The 22,492-nt window shown below is 65.5% G+C and carries 30 protein-coding genes and 1 tRNA gene; 24 read left to right on the forward strand and 7 right to left on the reverse strand.

Annotated elements, in window-relative coordinates; genetic code table 11:
• The coding region (locus A5646_RS24855) for an adenylate/guanylate cyclase domain-containing protein (RefSeq protein ID WP_156765693.1) at positions 1-1,127 on the forward strand (1,127 nt) is incomplete at its 5' end.
• Between the two features lie 32 nt (positions 1,128-1,159).
• On the forward strand, positions 1,160-1,987 hold the full coding sequence (locus tag A5646_RS24860; RefSeq protein ID WP_067024914.1) for an LLM class F420-dependent oxidoreductase: 828 nt from the start codon (positions 1,160-1,162) through the stop codon (positions 1,985-1,987).
• A 2-nt stretch (positions 1,988-1,989) separates the two neighbouring features.
• On the opposite strand, the gene A5646_RS24865 is transcribed toward A5646_RS24860, so the two are convergent.
• The 3 genes from A5646_RS24865 to A5646_RS24875 form a co-directional block, all read right to left on the reverse strand.
• Positions 1,990-3,465 (reverse strand): YdiU family protein, encoded by a 1,476-nt coding sequence (locus A5646_RS24865; protein ID WP_067024917.1) that lies wholly within the window; start codon positions 3,463-3,465, stop codon positions 1,990-1,992.
• Positions 3,466-3,495: 30 nt separating this feature from the next.
• On the reverse strand, positions 3,496-4,062 hold the full coding sequence (locus tag A5646_RS24870) for a hemerythrin domain-containing protein (RefSeq protein ID WP_066864929.1): 567 nt from the start codon (positions 4,060-4,062) through the stop codon (positions 3,496-3,498).
• Between the two features lie 238 nt (positions 4,063-4,300).
• Entirely contained in the window at positions 4,301-4,573 is a 273-nt protein-coding gene (locus tag A5646_RS24875) for a WGxxGxxG family protein (protein ID WP_066864926.1), read from the reverse strand.
• 340 nt (positions 4,574-4,913) lie between these two features.
• Between A5646_RS24875 and A5646_RS24880 the strand changes: the two genes are divergently transcribed.
• Positions 4,914-5,876, forward strand: a complete 963-nt coding sequence (locus A5646_RS24880; protein ID WP_067024920.1) for a hypothetical protein — start codon at positions 4,914-4,916, stop codon at positions 5,874-5,876.
• A gap of 92 nt (positions 5,877-5,968) precedes the next feature.
• The gene (locus tag A5646_RS24885; protein ID WP_066864920.1) at positions 5,969-6,892 is read left to right on the forward strand and encodes a CoA ester lyase; all 924 of its coding nucleotides are present in this window, start codon (positions 5,969-5,971) and stop codon (positions 6,890-6,892) included.
• Between the two features lie 3 nt (positions 6,893-6,895).
• Here the strand turns inward: A5646_RS24885 and A5646_RS24890 are convergent, their stop codons facing one another.
• Positions 6,896-8,179: an HNH endonuclease signature motif containing protein gene (locus tag A5646_RS24890; protein WP_197505279.1), complete on the reverse strand. Its 1,284-nt coding sequence runs from the start codon at positions 8,177-8,179 to the stop codon at positions 6,896-6,898.
• A gap of 43 nt (positions 8,180-8,222) precedes the next feature.
• On the opposite strand from A5646_RS24890, the gene A5646_RS24895 reads away from it, so the two are divergent.
• A complete protein-coding gene (locus A5646_RS24895; protein WP_066879137.1) occupies positions 8,223-8,579 on the forward strand; it encodes a DUF488 domain-containing protein in 357 nt (118 codons plus the stop codon).
• Positions 8,580-8,587: 8 nt separating this feature from the next.
• A complete protein-coding gene (locus A5646_RS24900; protein WP_067024926.1) occupies positions 8,588-9,214 on the forward strand; it encodes a GNAT family N-acetyltransferase in 627 nt (208 codons plus the stop codon).
• A gap of 7 nt (positions 9,215-9,221) precedes the next feature.
• On the opposite strand, the gene crcB (A5646_RS24905) is transcribed toward A5646_RS24900, so the two are convergent.
• Entirely contained in the window at positions 9,222-9,605 is a 384-nt protein-coding gene (crcB, locus tag A5646_RS24905) for a fluoride efflux transporter CrcB (protein WP_066864908.1), read from the reverse strand.
• The gene (gene crcB, locus A5646_RS24910) at positions 9,602-10,000 is read right to left on the reverse strand and encodes a fluoride efflux transporter CrcB (RefSeq protein WP_066864904.1); all 399 of its coding nucleotides are present in this window, start codon (positions 9,998-10,000) and stop codon (positions 9,602-9,604) included. The genes crcB (A5646_RS24905) and crcB (A5646_RS24910) overlap by 4 nt, the downstream gene beginning before the upstream one ends.
• 102 nt (positions 10,001-10,102) lie before the next feature.
• Here crcB (A5646_RS24910) and pgm point away from each other — a divergent pair, with 102 nt between their 5' ends.
• The 5 genes from pgm to A5646_RS24935 all read left to right on the forward strand — a co-directional run bounded on the left by pgm (position 10,103) and on the right by A5646_RS24935 (position 15,270).
• Entirely contained in the window at positions 10,103-11,734 is a 1,632-nt protein-coding gene (gene pgm, locus A5646_RS24915; protein ID WP_066864900.1) for a phosphoglucomutase (alpha-D-glucose-1,6-bisphosphate-dependent), read from the forward strand.
• Positions 11,735-11,787: 53 nt separating this feature from the next.
• A complete protein-coding gene (locus tag A5646_RS24920; RefSeq protein WP_231998468.1) occupies positions 11,788-12,996 on the forward strand; it encodes an MFS transporter in 1,209 nt (402 codons plus the stop codon).
• Between the two features lie 55 nt (positions 12,997-13,051).
• Positions 13,052-13,124, forward strand: a tRNA-Ala gene (locus A5646_RS24925).
• Positions 13,125-13,215: 91 nt separating this feature from the next.
• Positions 13,216-14,364 carry a site-specific integrase gene (locus tag A5646_RS24930; protein WP_067024932.1) on the forward strand — a complete coding sequence of 383 codons (1,149 nt, stop codon included), beginning with the start codon at positions 13,216-13,218 and terminating at the stop codon, positions 14,362-14,364.
• 174 nt (positions 14,365-14,538) lie between these two features.
• Positions 14,539-15,270, forward strand: coding sequence for a hypothetical protein (locus tag A5646_RS24935; protein ID WP_156765695.1), 732 nt, complete (start codon positions 14,539-14,541; stop codon positions 15,268-15,270).
• 1 nt (position 15,271) lies between these two features.
• Here A5646_RS24935 and A5646_RS24940 read toward each other — a convergent pair whose 3' ends face one another.
• A complete protein-coding gene (locus tag A5646_RS24940) occupies positions 15,272-15,652 on the reverse strand; it encodes a hypothetical protein (protein WP_067024938.1) in 381 nt (126 codons plus the stop codon).
• 270 nt (positions 15,653-15,922) lie between these two features.
• On the opposite strand from A5646_RS24940, the gene A5646_RS24945 reads away from it, so the two are divergent.
• The 13 genes from A5646_RS24945 (at position 15,923) to A5646_RS25010 (ending at position 22,456) form a co-directional block, all read left to right on the forward strand.
• Positions 15,923-16,174 (forward strand): helix-turn-helix domain-containing protein, encoded by a 252-nt coding sequence (locus A5646_RS24945; protein WP_067024941.1) that lies wholly within the window; start codon positions 15,923-15,925, stop codon positions 16,172-16,174.
• Positions 16,171-16,476 (forward strand): hypothetical protein, encoded by a 306-nt coding sequence (locus A5646_RS24950; RefSeq protein ID WP_067024944.1) that lies wholly within the window; start codon positions 16,171-16,173, stop codon positions 16,474-16,476. Before A5646_RS24945 ends, A5646_RS24950 begins: the two co-directional genes overlap by 4 nt.
• Positions 16,473-16,928 carry an HNH endonuclease signature motif containing protein gene (locus tag A5646_RS24955; protein ID WP_067024947.1) on the forward strand — a complete coding sequence of 152 codons (456 nt, stop codon included), beginning with the start codon at positions 16,473-16,475 and terminating at the stop codon, positions 16,926-16,928. Before A5646_RS24950 ends, A5646_RS24955 begins: the two co-directional genes overlap by 4 nt.
• Entirely contained in the window at positions 16,925-17,161 is a 237-nt protein-coding gene (locus tag A5646_RS24960; RefSeq protein ID WP_067024950.1) for a hypothetical protein, read from the forward strand. Before A5646_RS24955 ends, A5646_RS24960 begins: the two co-directional genes overlap by 4 nt.
• A 547-nt stretch (positions 17,162-17,708) precedes the next feature.
• The gene (locus A5646_RS24970; protein WP_156765696.1) at positions 17,709-17,957 is read left to right on the forward strand and encodes a hypothetical protein; all 249 of its coding nucleotides are present in this window, start codon (positions 17,709-17,711) and stop codon (positions 17,955-17,957) included.
• Between the two features lie 1,018 nt (positions 17,958-18,975).
• Positions 18,976-19,239: a hypothetical protein gene (locus tag A5646_RS24990; RefSeq protein WP_067024966.1), complete on the forward strand. Its 264-nt coding sequence runs from the start codon at positions 18,976-18,978 to the stop codon at positions 19,237-19,239.
• Positions 19,236-19,379 (forward strand): hypothetical protein, encoded by a 144-nt coding sequence (locus tag A5646_RS29240; protein WP_156765697.1) that lies wholly within the window; start codon positions 19,236-19,238, stop codon positions 19,377-19,379. The genes A5646_RS24990 and A5646_RS29240 overlap by 4 nt, the downstream gene beginning before the upstream one ends.
• Positions 19,376-19,525, forward strand: coding sequence for a hypothetical protein (locus A5646_RS29245; RefSeq protein WP_156765698.1), 150 nt, complete (start codon positions 19,376-19,378; stop codon positions 19,523-19,525). Before A5646_RS29240 ends, A5646_RS29245 begins: the two co-directional genes overlap by 4 nt.
• Positions 19,522-20,367 (forward strand): PD-(D/E)XK nuclease-like domain-containing protein, encoded by an 846-nt coding sequence (locus tag A5646_RS24995; RefSeq protein ID WP_231998467.1) that lies wholly within the window; start codon positions 19,522-19,524, stop codon positions 20,365-20,367. Before A5646_RS29245 ends, A5646_RS24995 begins: the two co-directional genes overlap by 4 nt.
• Positions 20,364-21,149, forward strand: a complete 786-nt coding sequence (locus A5646_RS25000; RefSeq protein WP_067024969.1) for a recombinase RecT — start codon at positions 20,364-20,366, stop codon at positions 21,147-21,149. Before A5646_RS24995 ends, A5646_RS25000 begins: the two co-directional genes overlap by 4 nt.
• Complete coding sequence (locus A5646_RS25005; RefSeq protein WP_067024972.1) at positions 21,149-21,508, forward strand: hypothetical protein; 360 nt, start codon at positions 21,149-21,151, stop codon at positions 21,506-21,508. Before A5646_RS25000 ends, A5646_RS25005 begins: the two co-directional genes overlap by 1 nt.
• 251 nt (positions 21,509-21,759) lie before the next feature.
• Entirely contained in the window at positions 21,760-21,933 is a 174-nt protein-coding gene (locus A5646_RS29250) for a hypothetical protein (protein WP_156765699.1), read from the forward strand.
• A gap of 181 nt (positions 21,934-22,114) precedes the next feature.
• Positions 22,115-22,456, forward strand: a complete 342-nt coding sequence (locus A5646_RS25010) for a hypothetical protein (protein ID WP_067024975.1) — start codon at positions 22,115-22,117, stop codon at positions 22,454-22,456.
• The last annotated feature ends 36 nt before the right edge of the window (positions 22,457-22,492 follow it).

Raw genomic sequence — 22,492 nt, forward strand, 5'->3', positions numbered from 1 at the left:
AAGCCGCTGATCTGTTCTTCGGACGGGGTGTACTCCTCGCCGAGCTCGGCTATGCAGCGTGCCCGCAGTTCGGCCGGGCGGTGTTGTCGGCGTGGGGAAGTGGCGAGGCCCTCAAATGTCTGCTGCCCTCCGTCCGGTCCTCTCGGCAGCTGGGCATGCTGGAGCGGATGTGCGCGAGCCCCGGAATGGCGCGGGCCACACTCGAAGCGGCGTTCCAGATCGATGTGCGGCCGATCTTGCCGACGCTGACCATGCCCACGCTGGTCGTGCACGCCACCCGGGACCCCGGCGTCCCGGTGCAGGCGGGGCGGTACCTCACCGCACACATTCCCAACGCGCGGATGGTCGAACTCGACGGCACCGATCACGCGCCGTGGTTCACCGATCCCGACAAGATCGCCACCGAGATCGAGGAGCTTCTCACCGGCAGCCACGCCACTCCGCCGCCGTCGAACCGCGCCCTGCGCACAGTGCTGTTCACCGACATCGTTTCCTCGACCGAACGCGTGGCGGCGACCGGCGACGAGCGATGGCGCGCGATCCTGCAGCGCTTCGGCGAGATCACCGCAGAGGCCGCGCGACGATACGGCGGCACCGTGGTCAAGAGCACCGGCGACGGCTACCTCATCACTTTCGACGCGCCCACCCAGGGCATCCGCTGCGCCGAGAACCTGCGCGACGGTGTCGAGAGACTGGGCGTCGAGATTCGCATCGGCATCCACACCGGCGAGTGCGAACTCATGGACACCGACATCGGTGGCATCGCCGTGCACATCGCGGCCCGGATCCTCGGTCAAGCCGGTGGTGGGGAAATCCTGGTGTCGCGCACGGTTCGTGACCTGGTGGTCGGCTCCGGGATCGGTTTCCGGGAGCGCGGTCTCGTTGAGTTGCGCGGTGTACCGGGCGAGTGGGAGCTGGTCGCCGTCGACCGCCACGGCACCGGCATAGCGTCGCGGGAAGCGCAGTTGGCCGCGGCACCCACGCCCGGCCCACAGACCTCGATGCGTCGATCGGACCGGGCGGTGGCGGTGCTGGCCCGGCGCACCCCCTGGATCCTGCGCGGAATGGCGCGTCTGGCCCCGATGACCGACGGCGGCCAACTGGCCGCCGGAACGACGTCGCGCTGACAGCCGCACGGCGATGCGGTTGACTAAGCGTCATGGGTTTCGGTGTGCTGACTTTCGTTACCGACGACGGCATTGGTCCCGTCGATCTGGGCAAGGCGCTCGAGCAGCGCGGGTTTGAATCGCTCTTCCTCGCCGAGCACTCACACATCCCGGTCGACGCGAAGACCCCGTACCCGAGCGGCGGGCCGATCCCGCCGAAGTACTACCGCACGCTGGATCCGTTCGTGGCGCTGACCGCCGCGGCGGTCGCCACCGAACGACTCGTGGTGGGCACCGGCATCGCGCTGGTGCCCCAGCGCGACCCGATCCACGCGGCCAAAGAGGTGGCATCGCTCGATCTGGTGTCGCAGGGCCGGTTTCGGTTTGGTGTGGGCGTCGGCTGGTTGCGTGAGGAAATCGCCAATCACGGTGTGGATCCCGCGGTTCGCGGACGTGTGGTGGACGAGCGGCTCGAAGCGATGATCGAGATCTGGACCCACGAAAAGGCGGAATTCCACGGCGAATTCGTGAACTTCGACCCGATCTACAGCTGGCCCAAGCCGGTGCAGCAGCCCTATCCGCCGCTTTATCTTGGCGGCGGGCCGGCGGGCTTCAAGCGCATCGCCCGGCTGAACGCGGGGTGGCTGTCGATGACACCATCGGCGAAGGAGCTGTCGGCTCCGCTCGAGCAGTTGCGCGAGGTGGCCGGCCAGGACGTGCCGGTGATCCACTTTCACGGTGGCGAACCGACGGCGGAGAACCTCGAGGCTTATCGCGATCTGGGAGTGACACACCTGTTGGTGGACCTGCCAACGGAGCCTCGCGATCAGACGCTGCGACGCCTGGACGGGCTGCAGGCCGAGCTCGCCAAGCTATCCTAAACTCAAGTCCCGCAAAAGGTTTGGTACTTCCCGAAGTCCTCGGGGGCGGGGGTGGCGTAGCGTTCCAGACCCGGCCGTTCGGCATAGGGCTGCGTCACCGCTGCGAGCAGTTGTTCCAACGGGCCGAGCTCGCCGGCCGTCGCGGCGGTGAGGGCCTCCTCGACCAGGTGGTTGCGCGGAATGTAGATCGGGTTGGTGCGATCCATCGCATCGGCGTCGGGACCCAGCGCCCGCCACCGCGTCAGCCAGGCGTCGAAACCGGCGAGGTCGGCGAACAACCCGCGGACGGGTTCGGCGCCTGACTTGGCTTCTGTGCGCGCGGCGTCGCTGAGCCGGCGGAAGAACGAGGTGTAGTCCACGTGATTCTGCTTGAGCAGCAGGAGCAATTCCTCCACCAACACCGTGGCGAATTCGGCGTCGATGTCGGCGGGCAAGCCGAGCTTGGCGCGCATCCCGGAGGACCACACCGCGTCGTAGCGGGTTTGGAAGATCCCGAACGACCGCTCGGCGAGCGCGATCGCCTGCTCGGTGTTGTCCGAGAACAGTGGCAGCAGCGTCTCGGCGAACCGGGCGAGGTTCCATCCGGCGATCACGGGTTGATTGCCGTAGGCATAGCGGCCCCAAAAGTCGATCGAACTGAAGACGGTGTCGGGGTCGTAGGCCTCCATGAAGGCGCACGGTCCGTAGTCGATCGTTTCGCCCGAGATGGTCGTGTTGTCGGTGTTCATCACCCCGTGGACGAACCCGATCAGCATCCATTGGGCGATCAGCGATGCCTGGACCGCGACCACGGCTTCGAACAGGGCGAGGTAGGGATTCTCGGCCCCGGCGGCAGCGGGGTGGTGGCGGCCGATCACGTGGTCGGCGAGGCGGCGCAGCAGGTCGTGGTTGCCGGTGGCCGCGGCGAATTGGAAGCTGCCGACGCGCAGATGGCTGCTTGCCACTCGGGTGAGTACCGCCCCCGGCAGCGTTTCTTCGCGATGGACCGGACGCCCGGTGGCCACCACCGCCAGCGACCGCGTCGTGGGCACTCCCAGGGCATGCATCGCCTCGCTGACGATGTATTCGCGCAGCATCGGCCCCACCGCCGCCAGCCCGTCACCGCCGCGGGCGAACGGGGTGGCTCCGGAGCCCTTGAGGTGGACATCGCGTAGCCGTCCGTCACCGTCGACCAGTTCGCCGAGCAACAGCGCACGCCCGTCGCCCAACCGCGGAACAAAGCCGCCGAACTGATGCCCGGCGTAGGCCTGGGCTACCGGAGTGGCGCGGTCGGGCACCAGGTTGCCTGCCAAGAAGCGCAGCCCTTCGGCGCCGCGCAGCCAGCCGGGGTCGAGGCCCAGTGTGGCGGCGAGCGGCTCATTGAGCACCAGCAGCCGCAACTCGGGGAACGTCTCCGCCTGCCAGCGGACCGCCATCTCCGGCAGCTCGCGGAAGAACCGATCCTGAAGCGCGACGGTGGTATCCGGGGCAACGCTCATCTCATCGAGCCTACGGAAAACCCGGGTGCTCTATCCGAGCGCTTTCCCGATCAGGTCACGGGCACGGTCGAGCATGGATGCGAACGGCCCGAGCGCGAAGTTGAGCTTCGCCGACTCCACGCCCGGGTGCGGACGCGTCGGGGCGATGGCCTCGGCCGCACGTACCGCCGCGCCCATCCGCTTGAGATCGTCGGGGTCCACTTCGCGTTCCAGCACGGGGAATTCGTCGTTCTCCTCCTGCCGGGCATGCTCGAGTACGGCCTCGCGCAGCTTGCGGAGTTCGTCGATGAATTCCTGGGAGGTGATATCGAGCTTCTCCACTTGCGAGAGCAGCTCCTTGGCTTCGTGCTCTTCTTTGAGACGGGCATCCACGATGGCGTCGCCGGCGTCGTCCTCCCGCCGCACCCGCGGATGCACGACCATTTCCTCGGCCGTTTCGTGGACGGCCAGCAACTGGCGCAAGGCCGCAAACGGCTCTTCACGCGCTTTCGGGTCCGTGGCGTGCAGCACCTGATCGAACATGTCCTCGATGAGGTTGTGCTGGGCTTTCAGGAACGCGACGACTTCGTCGGGTGACTGAATGATCATCTCGGCCATCGCCGTACCTCCTGTGAGGAGAGAGTGGGAAACGCACGTTGGGCTGTGTGCGGCTTGATCCAGGGCATACCCGCTGCACAGGCCGCCAAACGGCGCCTCACCGTGCGCGACGCACGCCGGCACTCGACCGTCAGCTGAAATAGCTTGCGGCACAGGGTGTTTGGGTGCAAGTGCGCGGGTCCCCAGATCCCCGTCAACCGCGCGGACGTCCGACGGGGATCTGGGAAGCGCGGGTTAGTTAGACGCCGCGGTCGCGGGTGGTGGCCGGCCCGACGCCGGTGCCGGCGGGCGTGTCCTTGCGGCGCATCAGTCCGGCGAGTCCGCCCAGGCCCAATAGGCCAGCCAGGCCCCACAGCCCGGTCTTGTCGCTGTGCTGGTCATTGTTGTTGTTGCTGTCCGCCAACGTCGTCGTCGTGGACGAGGGCGCCGGAGCACTGGAGGCATTGGCGACACCCGCGCCACCGAACAACAGCGCTCCGGTGGCTGAAACGATTGCAATGGTCTTACGCATTTCTACTCCTAGTGAGTTTGCTGATCGAGCCATAACGACTGATCGACACGCATTTCGGGACCAGGATGCTCTAGTCTCCGCATGACGCGACGCACGACCGATGGCCGCAACGTAGCGAGGTGTGGGCTACCCCGGCAAAGCACGCCGAAACTCGACGCCAGACCTTTTTCGTTTGCTGGCCACCGCCGCAGCGATTGGCGGGCCGGTCGGACGCCAACCAAAAAGCGAGATGTGTCACACGTCCGCCGCAGATGTTGAGCGCCCCCCGGCGAATGGGTAGCCGCAGAAACAAGGCGCTCTCGTGCCGATCCAAGTAATCAACGCAGGAGGCGAAATCTTCATGACTTCATCGGACAAGACCACAGTGCTTGCGCAGCTGCGCGCACTGCACCAGCTGACCAACACCGAAATCCAGGTCGCCGAAACCCGCATCGCGCAGGCACGCACCGAGGCGGTGCAACGGGAGCTGACGCAGAACGCCTCGAACGGGCGTGAGCGATCGGAGGCAATCGAGAAGGCGATCCGGGACCTCGGTGGCGTCCCCGACGTGGTCGGCCCGTTGCTGGGCCGCGCCGCAGCCGCGGTCAAGGCCTTGACCGAGCAGGCCCAACCTTTCGATGAGGCGCTTTTGGGTGATCTGGCGCTGGAAAACCAGCTGCTGGACCGCTCGCGCTACCTCAAGGCGCTGGCCGTCGCCGCCGAGCTCCCCGAGATCGAAAGCCTGGCGACGCGGCTGATCACTGCGCACTCGGCCACCGTCGCCTGGCTGACGACCGTCCTTGCCGAGGACGCCCTCGGCGGTCCGGCCGCGCTGCGGCGCACGCCATTGCAGGCGGCGACCGGGACCGCGGTGAAACTGTTCAACCTGCCCGTTGAGTGGTCGACCCGCGGAATCGACCGCGCCGCCGACGCACTGCGTTCGGCGCGGCCGGCGATCAATGACCTGGTGGGCAGGGGCGCCCACGCCGGTGATGTGGCGACGAAAGCGCTCGCCGCGTCGCGTAACGCCGCGCTCGAGGCGGCCGAGAAGGTCACTCGCAACGAGGGCGCCCGGCAGACCGCCGATGCCCTGCACTCGGCGCGCGCCGCGGTGGGTGTCCTCGACGCCGACGAGCTGCCCATCGCCAACTACGACGAGCTCAACGTCAACGAGGCGGCGGCCGCGGTCAAGGAGCTCACCAGCCCGAGCGACGTGCGGGCGATCATCGCCTACGAGGAGGCGAACAAGAATCGCCAGCGGGTCGTCTCAGCTGCCCAAACGCGCGTCGCGGCCATTGCGCAAGAGGTCGTGGGCATCAACTAGTTCGAACATCCGATCAGGTGGCACGGCCGCCCGGCCCGAGTTCTCGCTCGGTCGGGCGGCCGAACCGTCTGCGATATCGCTACGGTTGGGGAATGTACGAGCAGGTCAACAGCAGCGCGCCGGACTCCGACGACGTCATCGGTTTCCGCATCGACCCCGTGTTGGCCCGGAGTTGGCTGCTGGTCAACGGTGCGCATGACGACCGGTTTCAGGCCGCGGCGCACTCGCGCGCCGACATCGTCGTGCTCGACATCGAGGACGCGGTCGCTCCCAAGGACAAGCACGCCGCCCGCGACAACGTGGTGCGCTGGTTGAACGCCGGGAACACCGACTGGGTGCGCATCAACGGCTTCGGCACCCCGTGGTGGGCGGACGACCTCGCCGCCCTGGCCGCCACTCCGGTCGGCGGGGTGATGCTGGCGATGGTCGAATCGGTGGACCACGTCACCGAGACGGCGCAACGGCTGCCCAACGTGCCGATCGTCGCGCTGGTGGAAACGGCCCGCGGCCTGGAGCGCATCACCGAGATCGCCGCGGCGAAGGGAACCTTCCGACTCGCCTTCGGCATCGGCGACTTCCGCCGCGACACGGGGTTCGGTGAAGACCCGGGCACGTTGGCGTATGCCCGGTCGCGATTCACGATCGCGGCCAAGGCGGCCAGCCTGCCCAGCGCCATCGACGGGCCCACGATCGGCTCCAACGCTTTGAAGCTGATCGAGGCCACGGCGGTTTCCGTGGAGTTCGGGATGACCGGCAAGATCTGCTTGACCCCGGACCAATGCGCCGTGGTGAACGAGGGCCTGTCACCCTCACACGACGAAATCTCGTGGGCTAAAGAGTTTTTCGCTGAGTTCGAGCGTGACGGGGGAGAGATCCGCAACGGCTCCGACCTCCCGCGCATCGCCCGGGCGACCAAGATTCTCGAGCTCGCCCGGGCGTACGGCATCGAATCGTCGGAATTCGACGACGAAGAACGGGACCATTCGCCGGCGCCGTCGGACACCTATCACTACTGAGCGCTATGCGGCGTGTCGCGCGAGCGCGACACCGACGCGGATCTCCAGCTTGCTGACGGTGATCGTGGGCCCACGCGCCGGGGCCGCCGACCGGTAGGTTTTGCCGGTCGGTGTCGTGACAAGCGCGGTGTGCGTGTAGTTTTCGTCAACACCGGCGCTAACCTTCCACCCCGCGTTCTCCTTGACGTAGTTGCAGCGCTCGCACAGGCCCAGGCCGTTGTCTGCGGTGGTGAGGCCGCCGTCGGCCCACGGCTGTGCGTGGTCGCGATGCCGGATCGGCGCGTCGCAGTAGGGCGTGCGGCAGCGTTGATCGCGCAACCCGATGAACGCGGCGAGGGCGCGCGGGAAAAGTCGTGCCCGTGATTCCATGGCCACCAGTGCCCCCGCTCGGGGATGCGTGTAGAGCCTGCGCAGGGTCGCTCGCGAACAATCGTCGGTGGCGGCCTGTGCGACCATGCTCCGCGCGACCGCGGCGGGAATGGGACCGTAGCCGCAGACGTCGGCCGGTGCATTGCCGCCGCCGAGCAGCGTTTCGTCGGACAGCACCAGGTTGACCGCGATCGGCGTAGGGACCGTCGCGCAGCGCCCGGTGACTCGTTCCACCAGCGTATCCGCCATCACCTGCCCGTGCGGCCGCCCGTCGCCGCGGGTGTCAGCTTCACGGCGCAGCGCCGCGTACACCGAAACCCCTTGGGCCACCGGCAATAACGCGGTGAGATAGGTCATCGTGTCCGGCGCCGGCCGAATGGTGACCGTCCGGTCATTCGCGGCCTTGGCCGCCCGCTCGACGACGGCGTGCGGATCGAGCCGGTAGGCGATCGCCTTCGCGGTCACGGCCACGCGCGCATCGCCCATGCCGGTCAGACTCGTCGGGTCGGCACACATTTCGGCGTCCAGGGCGCGGCGGTCCTCGACGTCCAGGCATGCGCTTTCGCGCACGATCAACGTGGCCCGCCACTCGGACAAGACCCCACTCTCCAGCGCCGCCAGCGTATGTGGCATCTCGTACACCAGAGCCTTGGCGAAGCCCAGGTGCCGGCCGCCTCGCGCGGGTGCGTCCCGTCGCGCCAGCGCGACCTCGCCGGCCACGCCGCGGCCGCGGCGCGCCGCGGGCACCCCGGCGGCCGCTTCGGCGGCCCGACGCGTCGCATCCAGGGCCGCCGCCGCTCGGGCCTGGCCCGCTGCCGCCGCAGACTTGATCGACTCCAAGTCGGCGATGCGCTCGATCAGCGCCGCTTCGTCGGCAGCCGGGTCGACCGCCGCCAATTCTTCGAACGTATATTCGATTATAAACGGCCCACCGACAAGCGCCCATCGCTACGCTGAACGGATGAGCGCCAGAAGGCGCATCCAGGTGGCGCGGGTCTACGACGAAGTCAGCCCCGGCGAGGGGCAGCGGGTTCTGGTCGATCGGGTCTGGCCGCGGGGAGTGCGCAAGGACGATCCGCGAGTGGGCATGTGGTGCAAGGACGTCGCGCCGTCGAAGGACCTGCGCGAGTGGTATCACCACGACGCGGACCGGTTCGACGAATTCGCGGCACGCTACAAGGAGGAGCTGCACGGCAATGCCGCCCTGCAGGAGTTGCGCGCGCTTGCCAAGCAGGGCCCGGTCACGCTGGTGACGGCGACCCGCGACCTGGACATCAGCCAGGCGGCCGTCCTGGCGAAGCTGCTCAAGCCGCGCTGAGTCCAGTGATGAGTGACGCCCAGCCCATCCTTCCGCGGGAACTGACCGATCTTCCCGAGGCGATCAGCAGCGTCCCGCCGCCGCCCATCCCGGACCTCCCCGAGCCCTACGGTCTGCGCGTCGTCGACCCGGACGCCGACGCCGCAATGATCGCGGAGTGGATGAGCCGGCCCCATCTGGTGCAGGCCTGGGAGTCCAACTGGCCGGTGCAGCGCTGGCATCGGTATCTGCAGGCGCAATTGGAAGGCGCGTTTTCGCGTCCCTTCATCGCCACCCTGGACGGGGTCGATCGCGCGTATATCGAATTATACAGGGCGGCAAAGGATTCCATCGCCCGACGGTATGAGCACGACCCGCACGATCTGGGATTGCACGTCGCGGTCGCCGATCTGGACCACATCGAGCGCGGCCACGTCAGCTACCTGCTGCCTTACCTGGTGGTCAGCATCCTCACCCTCGATCCGCGATGTCGCCGCATCATGTTCGATCCCGACCATCGCAACGTGTTGGCGCGCAAGTTCTGTGAGCGCAGCGGTTGCACATTCCTCGGTGAGCATCAGATGTCGAATCGGCGGATGGCGCTGTACGTGCTGCCTCGCACTCCAGAGGACGTCCCGCGTCAGCGCGATAGCTGAACAGCCATCAAAGCTGCTGTGCCAGCTGCTGTCCGATGAAGGCCGCCGCCTCACCCAGCGCGACGCTGACGACGATGTTGGCCAGTGCCGCGCGGAGTTGGCGTTCTTCGCCGAGCCGCTGCGTTTCCAGCATCCAGGTCGAAAACGTGGTGTAGGCGCCGACGAAGGCGGTGCCCGCCAGCAGGGCCGCCTCCTTGTTCAACGCCAGGCCACCGAGAAAGCCCAAAAGCGCTGCGCCGCTGACATTCACGACCAGCGTACCGAACGGAAACGGCCGAGACACCCGCCGCGCCACCGTGCGGTCGACGACGAAACGCAGGACCGACCCGATGCCGCCGATCAGCGCGACGCCGACCCAGACCAGAGCCGTCGTCACGGTGGCGGCCGTCATCGGCGCACCGGAACCCGGCGCACCAACTTGGTGGCAAGGTGCACCGCCAGCAGGCCCAGCACGATGCTGGTGACCGTGTAAGAGACGGCCAGCGCCCAATGACCGTGCTCGATCATCCGCAGCGTCTCGACCTGCATTGTCGAGAAAGTGGTTAAACCGCCGCACAATCCGGTGCCGAGCAGGGGCCGCCGATAGCTTGACGTCGGCAACCGTTCCAGCAGCCGGGTGGTGAAGTAACCCACCAGGAAGGCCCCGACGATGTTGACCGCGAACGTGGCCCAGGGCCAACTCGCCGGGTCGCCGCCGGCCAGCGTGCTCAGCGCGGCACGGGCCACCGACCCCAGCGCACCACCGGCGAACACCGCGGCCAATTCGCGATAGTCCCGTTGAGCCACTGGCGTCGGTTCCCTTCGTTTGCCGGTGCGCTACGCAGCGTATGGCCGAAGTCCAGACCGGCGCAGCCCGGGGGGACGCGGACACGGGCAGAATTGACAACCATGGTCGCCAACCCTCGCGCCGGACAGCCGGCCCAGCCCGAAGATCTCGTCGATCTGCCCCACCTGGTGACGGCGTATTACTCGATCGCGCCCGACCCCGGTGACGTCGCCCAGCAGGTGGCGTTCGGCACGTCGGGCCATCGCGGCTCGGCACTGGGCGGCGCGTTCAACGAGGCGCATATCTTGGCGATCACGCAGGCCATCGTCGAATACCGCGCCGCGCACGGCGTGACGGGTCCGCTGTTCATCGGCCGGGACACGCACGGGCTTTCCGAGCCGGCCTGGGTGTCGGCGCTGGAGGTGCTGGCCGCCAATGAGGTGGTGGCCGTCGTCGACAGTAGGGACCGCTACACGCCCACGCCGGCGATCAGCCACGCCATCCTCACCTACAACCGGGAGCGCACCGACGCGCTGGCCGACGGGATCGTGGTCACGCCGTCGCACAACCCGCCCGCGGACGGCGGCTTCAAATACAACCCGCCCAACGGCGGACCGGCCGATACCGACGCCACCAACGCAATCGCCAAGCGCGCCAACGAGATCCTGCGCGACGGGTCGGGGGTCAAGCGCGTTCCGCTGGCCCGCGCGCTACAGTCCGTGCAGCGCCACGACTACCTCGGCAACTATGTCGATGACCTGCCCAACGTGGTCGACCTCGATGCCATCCGCGACGCCGGGGTGCGCATCGGCGCCGACCCGCTGGGCGGGGCGAGCGTCGACTATTGGGGCGAGATCGCCCAGCGGCATCGCCTGGACCTGACCGTGGTCAATCCGCTGGTCGACGCGACCTGGCGGTTCATGACCCTCGACCACGACGGCAAGATCCGGATGGACTGCAGTTCGCCGGACGCGATGGCGAGCCTCATCGCCAACCGCGATCGGTATCAGATCGCCACCGGCAACGACGCGGACTCCGACCGCCATGGCATCGTCACGCCCGATGGGGGTCTGCTGAACCCGAACCACTACCTCGCGGTGGCCATCGAATACCTCTACACCCGGCGGCCGTCGTGGCCGGGCGGTATCGCCGTCGGCAAGACCGCCGTCAGTTCGTCCATGATCGACCGGGTGGTCGCCGGCCTCGGCCGCAAGCTGATCGAGGTGCCGGTCGGATTCAAGTGGTTCGTCGACGGCCTGATCGAGGGGACCATCGGCTTCGGCGGCGAGGAGTCGGCCGGGGCGTCGTTCCTGCGGCGGGACGGCTCGGTGTGGACCACCGACAAGGACGGCATCATCCTGGCGCTGCTGGCGTCCGAGATATTCGCCGTCACCGGGCTGAGTCCGTCGCAGCGCTACCAGCAGCTGGCCGGCGAGTACGGCACGCCCTACTACGCGCGCGTCGACGCGCCCGCCGATCGCGAGCAGAAGGCGCGTCTGTCGAAGCTCTCCGCCGACCAGGTGACCGCGACCGAATTGGCGGGGGAGCCGATCACCGCGAAGCTGACCGCGGCGCCCGGCAATGGCGCACCACTGGGCGGATTGAAGGTGACGACGGCCAATGCGTGGTTTGCCGCGCGCCCGTCGGGCACCGAGGACGTGTACAAGATTTACGCGGAATCTTTCAAGGGGCCGCAGCATTTGGCCCAGGTGCAGGAAACCGCGCGCGAGGTGGTTAATAAAGTCATTGGGTGACCTTTTCCCTCCGTCGTGCCCGCCCGGGGGGACGTGCATCCCGTTCTAGCCGGCTGCCGCGCGAAGTCTGGATCCTGAGCTGGGCGAATATCATGATCGCCCTGGGCTACGGCGTGATCTCGCCGGCGCTGCCGACCTTTGCGCGCACGTTCGGGGTGAGCATCAAGGCGGTGACTTTCTTGGTCACCGTCTTTTCATTGAGCAGGTTGTGTTTCGCGCCGATCAGTGGACTGCTCACCGAACGCTTGGGCGAGCGGCGGATCTACATCGGCGGTTTGCTGATCGTGGCGGTGTCCACCGCCGCGTGTGCCTTTTCCCAGGCCTACTGGCAGTTAATGCTTTGCCGGGTTTTCAGCGGCATCGGGTCGACGATGTTTTACGTCTCGGCGCTGGGGCTGATGATCCACATCAGCCCTCCCGATGCGCGCGGCCGGATCGCCGGGCTGTTCACCACCTCGTTCATGGTGGGCGCGGTCGGCGGCCCGGCGGTGGGCGGCCTGGCGGCGGGTTGGGGGTTGACCGCTCCGTTCGTGGTCTACGGCGTCGCCATGCTGGCCGTCGCGGTGGTGCTGTTCTACAGCCTGCGGAACTCGGCGCTGGCTGCGCCGCCACCCCCGACGCGATCCACGGTGACGCTGCGCGAGGCGCTGCGGGTGCGCGCGTACCGCTCGGCGTTGCTGTCGAATTTCGCGACCGGCTGGTCCGCGTTCGGCCTACGGGTCGCGCTGGTGCCGCTGTTCATATCCGATGTGATGGGCCGGGGCATCGGCATCATCGGCGTGGTGCTCGCGGCGTTCGCGGGTGGAAACGCGCTGGCGGTCATCCCCAGCGGCTACCTGTCGGACCGGATGGGGCGGCGCACCCTGTTGATCATCGGGCTGGTGACGTCCGGGGCGGCGACCGTCTGGTTGGGTTTCGTCTCGTCGTTGCCGGTGTTCATGGTGGCGGCGGGCGTGGTCGGGGCGATGACGGGCATCTATATGTCACCGTTGCAGGCCGCCGTCGCCGACATCCTGGGCAATGAGGCGCGGGCGGGTCTTCCGGTGGCGACGGTGCAGATGATGTCGGACCTGGGCGCGATTGTCGGGTCGATGGCGGTCGGTTGGGCCGCCGAGCAGTTCAGCTACATGTGGGGTTTCGTCATCAGCGGGATCGTCCTGCTGATCGCCGCCATCGGCTGGGTGGTGGCGCCGGAGACCCGGACGGCGGCGGATCTCGAGGCCGATCTGCTGGCCTCCGAGGCGGACGTGGAGCCGGTCTAGCAGCAACTTTGATGGACGGTTACCGGTGGTGTAGCTTCGATGGGCACGACTTCTCGGGGCTATGGCGCAGCTGGTAGCGCACCACACTGGCAGTGTGGGGGTCAGGGGTTCGAGTCCCCTTAGCTCCACCGAGTTTTAGCAGGTCAACACCCATTAAACACCTCGCCGAACGTTTGTCAATCACTTTGTCACCCCGCGTGCCGTGTTACGGTCAATCACATGGCATCGCTCGTCAAGCGGCCGCGCGGCGACGGCACCACCGCCTACCTGGTGGTCTACAAGATCCGCGACCCCGACACCGGCCGTAACCGGCAAGGCGGATTGACGTTCGACACCGAGAAAACCGCACAGGCCTTCAAAGCTGCCGTCGAGGCGCACGGCGCCGCCCGCGCCCTCGAGATGTACAACGTGGACCCGGCGCCGCGGCGGCACCGCACTTCTGAAATCACCGTCGCCGAATGGTGCCGTCGGCACATCGACGACCTGACTGGTGTTGAGCAGTCGACGCTGGACAGCTACGAGCGGTATCTGCGGCTCGACATTGAGCCGTTCTTCGGGCACATCCCGCTCACCGCGCTGAAAGCCGAAGACATTGGCCGCTGGGTCAAACACATGGAGACCACACCGAGCCCGAAGACAGGTAAACCTCTGTCACCGAAGTCGATCAAGAACAAGCACGGGTTCCTGTCCGGTGCGCTCGGCGCCGCGGTGATCAAGGGTGAGATCCCTTCCAACCCTGCGGCCGGGCGTCGGCTTCCCCGTATCACGGGCGACTCGGATGAATTCCGTGAGGATGGCGATCTGCGCATGCTGTCGGTAGAGGAATTCGACGCCTTGCTCGCGGCGACGACCGAACCGTGGCGGCCGTTCGTGGAGTTCCTTGTCGCAGCGGGCTGCCGGTGGGGTGAAGCGACTGCGCTGCGTCCAGACGACGTCAACCGCACCGCAGGCACGGTGCGCATCCGGCGTGCAGTGAAGTACAGCTCGAAGGGCTACACCATCGGGAAGACGAAAACGAAGCGGTCCGATCGGATGATCAATGTCCCGAAGTCGGTCCTGGACAAACTCGACTACAGCCATGAGTGGCTGTTTGTGAATCGTGCGGGGCGACAGGTGCGGTATCAGGGGTTTCGGCGGCGTGTGTGGGACAAGGCCGTTGCCCGCGCCAAACTTGACCCGCCGCCGACCCCCCACGCGCTGCGCCACACTTGCGGTTCCTGGATGCTCAACGCCGGCGTCCCGATCATGACAGTCTCCCGTCACCTGGGCCATGAAAGCATCAAGGTCACCGCTGATATCTATGGGCACGTTGACCGGACCAGCCATCAAGCCGCCGCCGACGTGATGGGCAAGATTCTCGCCCCCTGACCGGTTGACACAGACATCCCTGGCCCCGGCAAGTTGTGGAAGCTGTGAACTCATAGAGAATTCCGGGAAACCGTCGGCGTGGCGTGAACTCGGGGTTAACGTACCCGTCAACAGCACCCGAATGTGTTGTCTCGTCTATTCATTCAGAAACTTAATCACCTGGGGGGTCTTAAGTTGACGTTGGTCATTGCCATTTCCTGCACGTATCTCGCATGGGCTATCTGGGTCCGTAGGCGAACGCTTAGGCCCGAAGACGAACACGCGAAACTGACCGAACGCACCATCACCGTCAGCCTCATCCTGCAGTTCGCCGCCCTGCTCCTTATGTCTCCGGCATCCGGAGCAACCGTCGGTCGAGCCCTGCACGGCGTGTTCGGCCAGTGGAACCTTGACACCTACATCGGGCACTGCCTTAACATCGCCGCTGCCGGACTGATTGGCGTGAATGTCGCCAGCCGCCTTAATATCACCGATGACCAGCTGCGCGCGGCCTTCACGAAGCACTTCGCTCGGCCTATGACGCTGGTCGTAGCGGTCACGATGGCTCTCATCGTCAAGAGTCCCCAGGCCGATAGGAACTGGGCAGACTTCTTCGACTGCCCACTCGACAACTATCTCACCGCCTACTGGGCACTGGCGTGTGGCTTCATTGCCTATCTCTTAGGCGCAACGATCCTGCCGCTCTGGCTGCTTCGGCGGGATCCCCGCAATCGGCGTACCGCGACGATCTACATCGGTGGCTGCACTATCGGCGTGGCCGCCTGTGTGCTCCGCATCGTGACGCTCGGTAGTGACATCAACTGCGGGCAGTTGTTCTGGGTCGGCGACGGCATCATCGCCATGTCGTTTGCTTACGCGTCGAGCCATTCCTGGCGGCAGAAGCAACGCCAACTGATCGGCCAGTGACTTACAGCGGTGGCGCGTCCGGATTGGGCTCTATGCGTCGTTGTCTGACGGCCGCGCGGGCCATGTTGATGATCGCGTTCTGCATCTCGGGCTCGATTGAGTTGACGTCCGGCGGCAGTCGCAGCGCGAACGTGTTGTTCAGCCCTTCGACGGGTATGCCGAGGCCCTTCGCGTAGGCCAGCACGACGGCGGTCTCGGAGACGTTGAGTGCTTGGGCCATGCCGGTGATGGTCTTGATTTCTTTGGGGAATTGGCGGGGAGCGTGGTTCGCGAGTTCTTGGAAGGTCTGGAATTTGACGCGGTATCCGGAGTCTTGTTCAAGGTCGCGCACGCTGCGCCCGGAGTCGAGTGCGCTTCGGATGAGATCCCTGATGGTCGGCACGGAATCAGTTTTTGCCGTGCTGTGAGTGCGGTCAACCGCAGCCATACAACCCCCGTCTACCAGTGGACGACACTTAATCTACGTCATCCCGTCTACCAAAAGCATGTGTGCGATGCGTCACAAAACCCCTGTACTGCTGAACTACAGTCATGTAAGTACTTGCACAGCGTCTACCAGTAGACGTACATTTGTCAGGAACTGCTTGACAGATAGCCGTCTACAAGGGAGACTCACATGCACCGACGAAAACGCTGGCCCAGGGGGACATGGATGCGCCTACACAGCGGGGACACGCTCAAGGCCCTGATGAAACAAAAAGGCATCGGCCTCGACAGACTCTCGCGCTCGGTAGGTTGCACCCGCGGGTTCATCTCGCACCTCACGTCCGGCCGGCGCACTAGCTGCAAACCCATCACCGCCCAGCGCATCGCGGAGACCCTCGACGTTCCACTCGAGATCCTTTTTGCGGTCCACGAGTCAACCAGCAGCACGCCAGTCGACAAGAACAAGGTGCCCGCATGAATCAGCGGAAGACACACGCCCTCGCGGTCGTCGCGGCGGAATATCTCCCGGCCGAATGGAAGGACCCCGTCCGTTGGCTCTCCGCGCGGCTCAACAGCGGGGAATTGCACGGCATCAAGTTCGGCCGCTATTGGCGCATGAGCGACGCAGACATCGACTACATGCTTGCCAAGTACAGCAACACCAACGGAAACACTGCGGCGGCCCCGGAGAAGCCAGCCGTCGATGACATAGAGCCAATGTCGATCGTTGCGGGGATATCCCAGCGGTCGCAGCGCCGGGTTAAGCGGCTCGCGTCATGATTCCCGAGCAGCTTCCCGTCAACATGCAAACCAAGATCCGGTTTGACGACTGCACGGTGCCCGACCTCGACCCGATCTGCTGGACCTGGACGGCCGCTTCTACGAATGGCTACGGCAGCGTCTGCTACCAAAAGCGGACTTGGTCGACCCACAAACTTTCATACACATTGCTCGTCGGCCCTGTCCCTAACGGGCTCACGATCGACCACCTCTGCCGCAACAAACTCTGCTGCAACCCGGCGCACCTCGAGCCGGTAACCAACACCGAGAACCTTCGCCGCGGCCGCGCCGCTCGCCCGCCCATCCTCACGCCGAGCCGGCCAACCTCTCCGGTTGGGTCTACTGTCCGTCAACTCACAGCCGATGAGCGTGCCCGGCTTGAGGCCCAGCGCGCAGCACTAGACGCCGTCGCCGATCTCATCTGGCCGGATTTGGAGCAGTCGGCGTCATGAGCGGCATCCACACGTTCGAGCCCTATGCGGTGCGCCCGTCGATCGCAGCGACGGTGCGTGACATCGATGACAACACCGCGGAGATCGTGGCGTTGCGCCGCGAGAACAACAGGCTTCGCCGTGAGAAGGCGCAGGCCCTCTGTGCTGCCGAGGCCGAGCGTGTCGAATCCGCTCGGCTTCGTGCCCAAAACCTTGATCTGGCAGAGCGATTGGCTTGGGAGAAGTCGCGATGAGTGTGTGTGGTGTGGTGCGCGGTCTGGTGAGCCTGGCCGTTGACGCAGCCGAGTCGATTGCTTTCCTGTTCGACTTCTCCGACCCCGCGGACAAGCTGTGGGCCGACCAGCTCGCGGAGCAGGAAGCCCAAGAGGAAGTTACTGAGCCGCTAAGTCCGGCCGCTCGCGGCGCAATCCAATCCCTCGAGGATGCGCTCTGGCCGCAAGGCCGCGCGTATGACGGCTGGCCGGATGCCGAGTTCGCACGAACCCAATCTTCTGCCGCGAGTGGCGCCGCACCCGTCAGCGGGTCCCCGGCAGATGGTGGGCTGCCCAGCCCTGCCCCCCCGACCTTGGCTGGGCAGCCCGCACCCCTGAGCGCGCTTGATTTGACTGACGCCGCTTACGCGGTGCGGGGTTTCGCGTTGACCTCTCCTGTCCCGGATGGGTGGGAGGCGCTGGCGCAGAGGTTGTCGGCCGCAGCCGCAGCCGAATTGTAAGTGGCCCCGGCCCGGCTGTGGACCGGGACGAGGCCAAGCCCAATAACAGGAAAGGTTGGTTTCCCGAAGTGGACGCTACTAACAATATCAGCCCGGAGCACAAGCGGACGTGGGCCACACTCGGTGGCTTCGTCGACCCAGACGGCCCCCCAAATGTCGCCATCAGCGAGGACCGCAACGGGGCGTTGGTGCGGATGAACCCGTTCGGGAACGTCGGCCCCAACATGTGCATGACGATCGAGCGGTGGCGGCAACTCTCGGCCGCGGTTGAGAACGCCATCACAGGGCACACCGCGCTCCGGTTGCGTGCCCTGTGACCCGCCTCCTGCCCTGGTGGTTGTGGGTGTGGGCGGCCAGCGCGCTACTCACGTTCGCCGTGTACTTCTCGATCCCGGCCCACGCTGACCCGGGATCCATTGAGCCGCAAGTGATGCGGTACGCGCTCGCGTCGGCACCCGCGATGTGTGCTGTTCTCGATAAATATCCGACTTTGCCGGGGGTTGAGGGTGTCTTGCAGGGCATCCAGAACGACTCCGGCTTCACCCCCTACCAGGCCGGCGAAGCCCTAGCCGTGGGTGTGCAAGTCCAATGCCCGAGGCACGTCGCCCTGCTTCAACGCTTTGCGGACACCTATGCGCCGCGCACTAGCGGAGTGGGGGCGACGGTATGAACCGCCACGTACACGCGTGTCACGCGCTGCGCTGCACCACACCGGTGCCGCCGAAAACCCTGATGTGCGGCAGGCATTGGCGGATGCTGCCCCGGTCTATGCGGGCTGCGATCTGGGTGAACTACCGGCCCGGCCAGGAAATCGACAAGCAGCCATCCCGGACGTATCTCGAGGCTGCTTGGGCTGCCGTCGACTGGATCTTCGAACACGAACCGGGGGCGGCGGCATGAGTTTCGCTGACGAGTTGCGTGCGGCTGCTGAGACTCTCGTGAAGCTCAGCGGGCGTGACTACCCCAACCCGGCCTGCGCCCCATGGTCAGCTGAGGAACTCCGCACGGAGGCGGAAGTCATCGAGGCCGAGGAACGCGAAACAGCCGAGCGCGAGGCCCTGGTGACTGAGCTTGCTGAGCAGTTATTTGCTGTCTCCTACCCAGCGGGGACCATCTCGTATGACTGCAACCTCCGAGTCATATACCAAGACCGTGCCCGCACTCTTATCGAATGTGGTTGGCGTAAAGGGGATTCCTTATGAGTCATCCACGCTGCCCTGTTTGTTGGCGGTACGCCCGCCGTACCGACCGGGGCAACATCGCCGGTCACATGGACAAATCCGGGAAGCCTTGCCTCGCGAGCGGTGAGCCCTGGACGATCGCGTTGGCGGCGTCATGACCGCCACCATGCCGCTGTACCGGATATGCCCGGAGCAGGACGCCTACACACAACGAATCATCGCCGTGGATTCGAATGATGTGCCGATCGTCGGGGCTTACCGCCCAACAGAATTGAACGACTGGCGCCTGTACGTGTGCAAGCCCGTCACCGACGCGACGGGGATGCCGCAGCCCCACAAGGTCCACGCCTGCTCCCGCGAGGACGCTGTGCGGTGGGTGGACACAATCGCCACCCTCTACACCCAGGCCGTCCGGTGAGCGGGCCGTGCCGGCTGTGTGGCGGCAAGGGTGTCATCCGCTGCGCCGACGTGTATCGCAGCCACCGCGGTGTCTCGCGGCCGATCTGGGAACTGTCCACCGTGGTCGCCTGCGGCTGCCGCTACAAGGAGGCGGCGTGAGTTACGAGTGGGAGCGCGAAGAGCACCGCGATGCCTTGCGGCACATGGAATCCACCCCCTGCTATCGGCACGACTATCGGCGTGCTGTTGGCGGGGGCGGCGTCTGCATCGACTGCGGTGATTCCATCAGGGAGGACGAGTTGTGAGGGCCGACGGCGTTTACGCGGACCTTTCGGACATGGAGTACCACGCAGATCCGGCTCTGTCTGCATCTGGGGCGAAACTGCTTTTGCCTCCTTCGGTGCCGGCGAAGTTCAAAGAACGTCGCGACAACCCTCCTGAGCCAAAGCCGCACTTTGACTTTGGTCACCTGGTTCACGCACTTGTCCTAGGCAAAGGATCCGAACTGGCACTGGTTGACGCAACGGATTGGCGCACCAAAGCCGCCAGAGACGCACGCGACGCCGCTCATGCCGAAGGCAGAATCCCGGTGCTGGGTGACGAGTACCGGATGGCTGTGTTGATGCGCGGGGCAATTCGTGAACATCCAGTAGCCGCTGATCTTTTCACGGACGGTGAAGCTGAACAGTCCCTATTCGCAACAGATCCCGATACCGGCATGAAGCTGCGCGCGCGGCCAGACTGGATGACGACCCGTGACGGGCGGCTCTGGCTGGTGGATTTGAAGACCTCTGTCACTGCTGAACCGGGAGCGTTCGCGCGGCGGGCTGCTGACTACAAATACCACCTACAGGCCGCGTTCTACGTCTACGTGGCAAGGCTTCTCGGACTCGACGACGGAGCTGCGTTCATCCTCGTGGCCGTTGAGAAGGAACCCCCCTATCTGGTGTCGGTGGTCGAGTTCGACGCCGAGGCGATGATTGAAGGGGCCCGGCTGGCCCGCAATGCCATCGACACCTACGCCCGCTGCACCGAGTTGGACGACTGGCCTGGATATATCCCCGGAATCACCTCAATCAGCCTGCCCTACTGGGCAATAGGCAACAGCCAACCAACCATCGGTGAACTACTTGAAGGGGCATCATGACTACGCAACCCGAGTACAAGCCTGTCGCGCAGGGCGCCGATAAGCAGATGACCACCGGAAAGCTGCTCAAAATGCTCGAGCCTGAAATCGGGCGCGCACTGCCGAAAGGCATGGACCCTGACCGGATCTGCCGACTTGTGATGACCGAAGTGCGCAAGAACCCGATGCTGACTCAATGCACCCAGGAATCGTTCGCCGGCGCGTTGTTGACCGCCTCCGCGCTCGGGCTTGAACCCGGAGTCAACGGTGAAGCGTGGCTTGTCCCATACCGTGACCGCAAACGCGGAATCGTCGAATGCCAATTCATCATGGGCTACAACGGTGTCGCGAAACTGTTCTGGCAGTCACCCCACGCCGACCGGCTCGACGCCCAACTCGTCTGCGCCAACGACCACTTCCGCTACGTAAAAGGGCTCAGCCCGATCCTCGAGCACGTCGAATCCGACGGAGACCGCGGCGACCCCATCGCCTACTACGCCATCGTCGGAGTCAAAGGTGCACAACCAATGTGGGACGTCTTCAAACCAGAAGCCATCGCACAACTGCGCGGCGGCCGCGTCGGCACCAAAGGCGACATCGACGACCCACAACGCTGGATGGAACGCAAAACCGCCCTCAAACAGGTACTGAAACTGGCCCCGAAGTCCACACGACTCGACCTGGCCATCAGAGCCGACGAACGCAGCGGCAGCGACCTCTACAAATCCCAAGGTATGGAAGTCCACGCCATCGAACCGGGATTCATCGAAACGGAAGCAGAACCAGAAACGCAGGAACAGTGATGACCGGTTTCACTCCCACGACCCGCGGGATCATCATCGTCCGAGCCGACCGGATCTGTGAGGTGTGTGATCTGCACCTCGGCGCACAGGCTCACCATCGTCGACCGCGGGGTGCCGGCGGGACGAAACGCCCCGAATCCAACCAGCCCGCCAACGCCCTCTGGGTCTGCAACGACTGCCATGCCCGGATCGAATCCCAACGCGCGGAAGCCCTGACGTATGGGTGGCTGGTCCGCCAAACCGATGACCCCGCAGACGTTCCCGTGTTGTACCGGGGCTTCTGGGTGTGGATGGACAACCTCGGAAATTTACATGACACCAAACCCGCAGTGAAAGAAGGAACCGCCCATGTCCGATAACCCGCTGATCTACGTCGATCTCACACAGGCGCCGAAGAACCCGCTTGCCCGACTGGCTGGCCGCCCGCAGCGGTGGCGGTGGACGGCACGCAACGGACTCAATGGCCGTGTCCTGGCGGTCTCTTCGGAGAATTACACAAACTCAGCTGACTGCCGGGCCGCGATCACGCAGCTGTTCGGGACGGGCAGCAACGTGTACCTCCGCTCTAGCGGCACCGGTAACACCTGCCTCCGCCTCGCCGGCTAAACCCATGCCGATCATCCACTCGCCGAACCTGTTCGACGAACTCGGCAAACCCGACAGCCCCCACGTGAAGGCCGCGCTCGCCGGCGAATGCTGCGTCTGCGGATCACCCCCGGGTGAGTTCTGCGCCCCGCCCATCGCCGACAACCGGCTCGTACACCTCGACAGGACATACCCATGACCACCCGATCCCCACAGTGGCATTACGAGCAAGCCGACCGGCTGATCACGGAAGCAGCGACTGAGTGCGCTCCGACGATCGCGCAGCAGAAAACAGCGCGGGCGCATGTGCATGCTCTGTTGGCGCAGTGCGTGACACCGGTACAGGTGATCTCTGATGGGCACGTGAACGGGGCGGTGCTATGAGCGGCGGCCAGCTCACCTTGTCATTCGACCCCACCATCGCCGACCGCTTCGAAGCGTTCCACCGAGACAACCCGCAGGTATACACCACACTCCTACGCCTCGCCCGGGAATGGGTCGCCCAAACCAACGGCCGGAAACTCGGCATCAGCGCCCTCTTCGAACGAGCACGCTGGGATCTCGCGTTAGCCACTTCGGACCCTGAGTTTAAACTCAACAACTCCTACCGCGCTTTCTATGCCCGGCTGCTGATGCATGAAAACCCGGACCTGCGAGGGCTTTTCGATCTGCGGGTATCGGCGGCGGATGAATGGCTCCAAACTCTCGGTAGAACCGCATGACGCTCACCCTCACAGATTTGTTCTGCGGGGCCGGCG

This window comes from Mycobacterium sp. 1245499.0, assembly GCF_001673615.1.
In the GTDB taxonomy this organism is placed as follows: Bacteria; Actinomycetota; Actinomycetes; order Mycobacteriales; family Mycobacteriaceae; genus Mycobacterium; species Mycobacterium europaeum_A.

Coding starts and splice junctions, on each gene's coding strand:
- A5646_RS24880 (WP_067024920.1), top strand. CDS start 4,914: ATGACTTCATCGGACAAGACCACAGTGCTTGCGCAGCTGCGCGCACTG.
- A5646_RS25010 (WP_067024975.1), top strand. CDS start 22,115: ATGAGCGGCGGCCAGCTCACCTTGTCATTCGACCCCACCATCGCCGAC.
- crcB (WP_066864908.1), bottom strand. CDS start 9,605: ATGACGGCCGCCACCGTGACGACGGCTCTGGTCTGGGTCGGCGTCGCG.
- A5646_RS25000 (WP_067024969.1), top strand. CDS start 20,364: ATGACTACGCAACCCGAGTACAAGCCTGTCGCGCAGGGCGCCGATAAG.
- A5646_RS24870 (WP_066864929.1), bottom strand. CDS start 4,062: ATGGCCGAGATGATCATTCAGTCACCCGACGAAGTCGTCGCGTTCCTG.
- A5646_RS24900 (WP_067024926.1), top strand. CDS start 8,588: ATGAGTGACGCCCAGCCCATCCTTCCGCGGGAACTGACCGATCTTCCC.
- A5646_RS25005 (WP_067024972.1), top strand. CDS start 21,149: ATGACCGGTTTCACTCCCACGACCCGCGGGATCATCATCGTCCGAGCC.
- A5646_RS24960 (WP_067024950.1), top strand. CDS start 16,925: ATGAGCGGCATCCACACGTTCGAGCCCTATGCGGTGCGCCCGTCGATC.
- pgm (WP_066864900.1), top strand. CDS start 10,103: ATGGTCGCCAACCCTCGCGCCGGACAGCCGGCCCAGCCCGAAGATCTC.
- A5646_RS24930 (WP_067024932.1), top strand. CDS start 13,216: ATGGCATCGCTCGTCAAGCGGCCGCGCGGCGACGGCACCACCGCCTAC.
- A5646_RS24945 (WP_067024941.1), top strand. CDS start 15,923: ATGCGCCTACACAGCGGGGACACGCTCAAGGCCCTGATGAAACAAAAA.
- A5646_RS24895 (WP_066879137.1), top strand. CDS start 8,223: ATGAGCGCCAGAAGGCGCATCCAGGTGGCGCGGGTCTACGACGAAGTC.
- A5646_RS24955 (WP_067024947.1), top strand. CDS start 16,473: ATGATTCCCGAGCAGCTTCCCGTCAACATGCAAACCAAGATCCGGTTT.
- A5646_RS24990 (WP_067024966.1), top strand. CDS start 18,976: ATGACCGCCACCATGCCGCTGTACCGGATATGCCCGGAGCAGGACGCC.
- A5646_RS24950 (WP_067024944.1), top strand. CDS start 16,171: ATGAATCAGCGGAAGACACACGCCCTCGCGGTCGTCGCGGCGGAATAT.
- A5646_RS24885 (WP_066864920.1), top strand. CDS start 5,969: ATGTACGAGCAGGTCAACAGCAGCGCGCCGGACTCCGACGACGTCATC.
- A5646_RS29250 (WP_156765699.1), top strand. CDS start 21,760: ATGCCGATCATCCACTCGCCGAACCTGTTCGACGAACTCGGCAAACCC.
- A5646_RS24875 (WP_066864926.1), bottom strand. CDS start 4,573: ATGCGTAAGACCATTGCAATCGTTTCAGCCACCGGAGCGCTGTTGTTC.
- A5646_RS24865 (WP_067024917.1), bottom strand. CDS start 3,465: ATGAGCGTTGCCCCGGATACCACCGTCGCGCTTCAGGATCGGTTCTTC.
- A5646_RS24860 (WP_067024914.1), top strand. CDS start 1,160: ATGGGTTTCGGTGTGCTGACTTTCGTTACCGACGACGGCATTGGTCCC.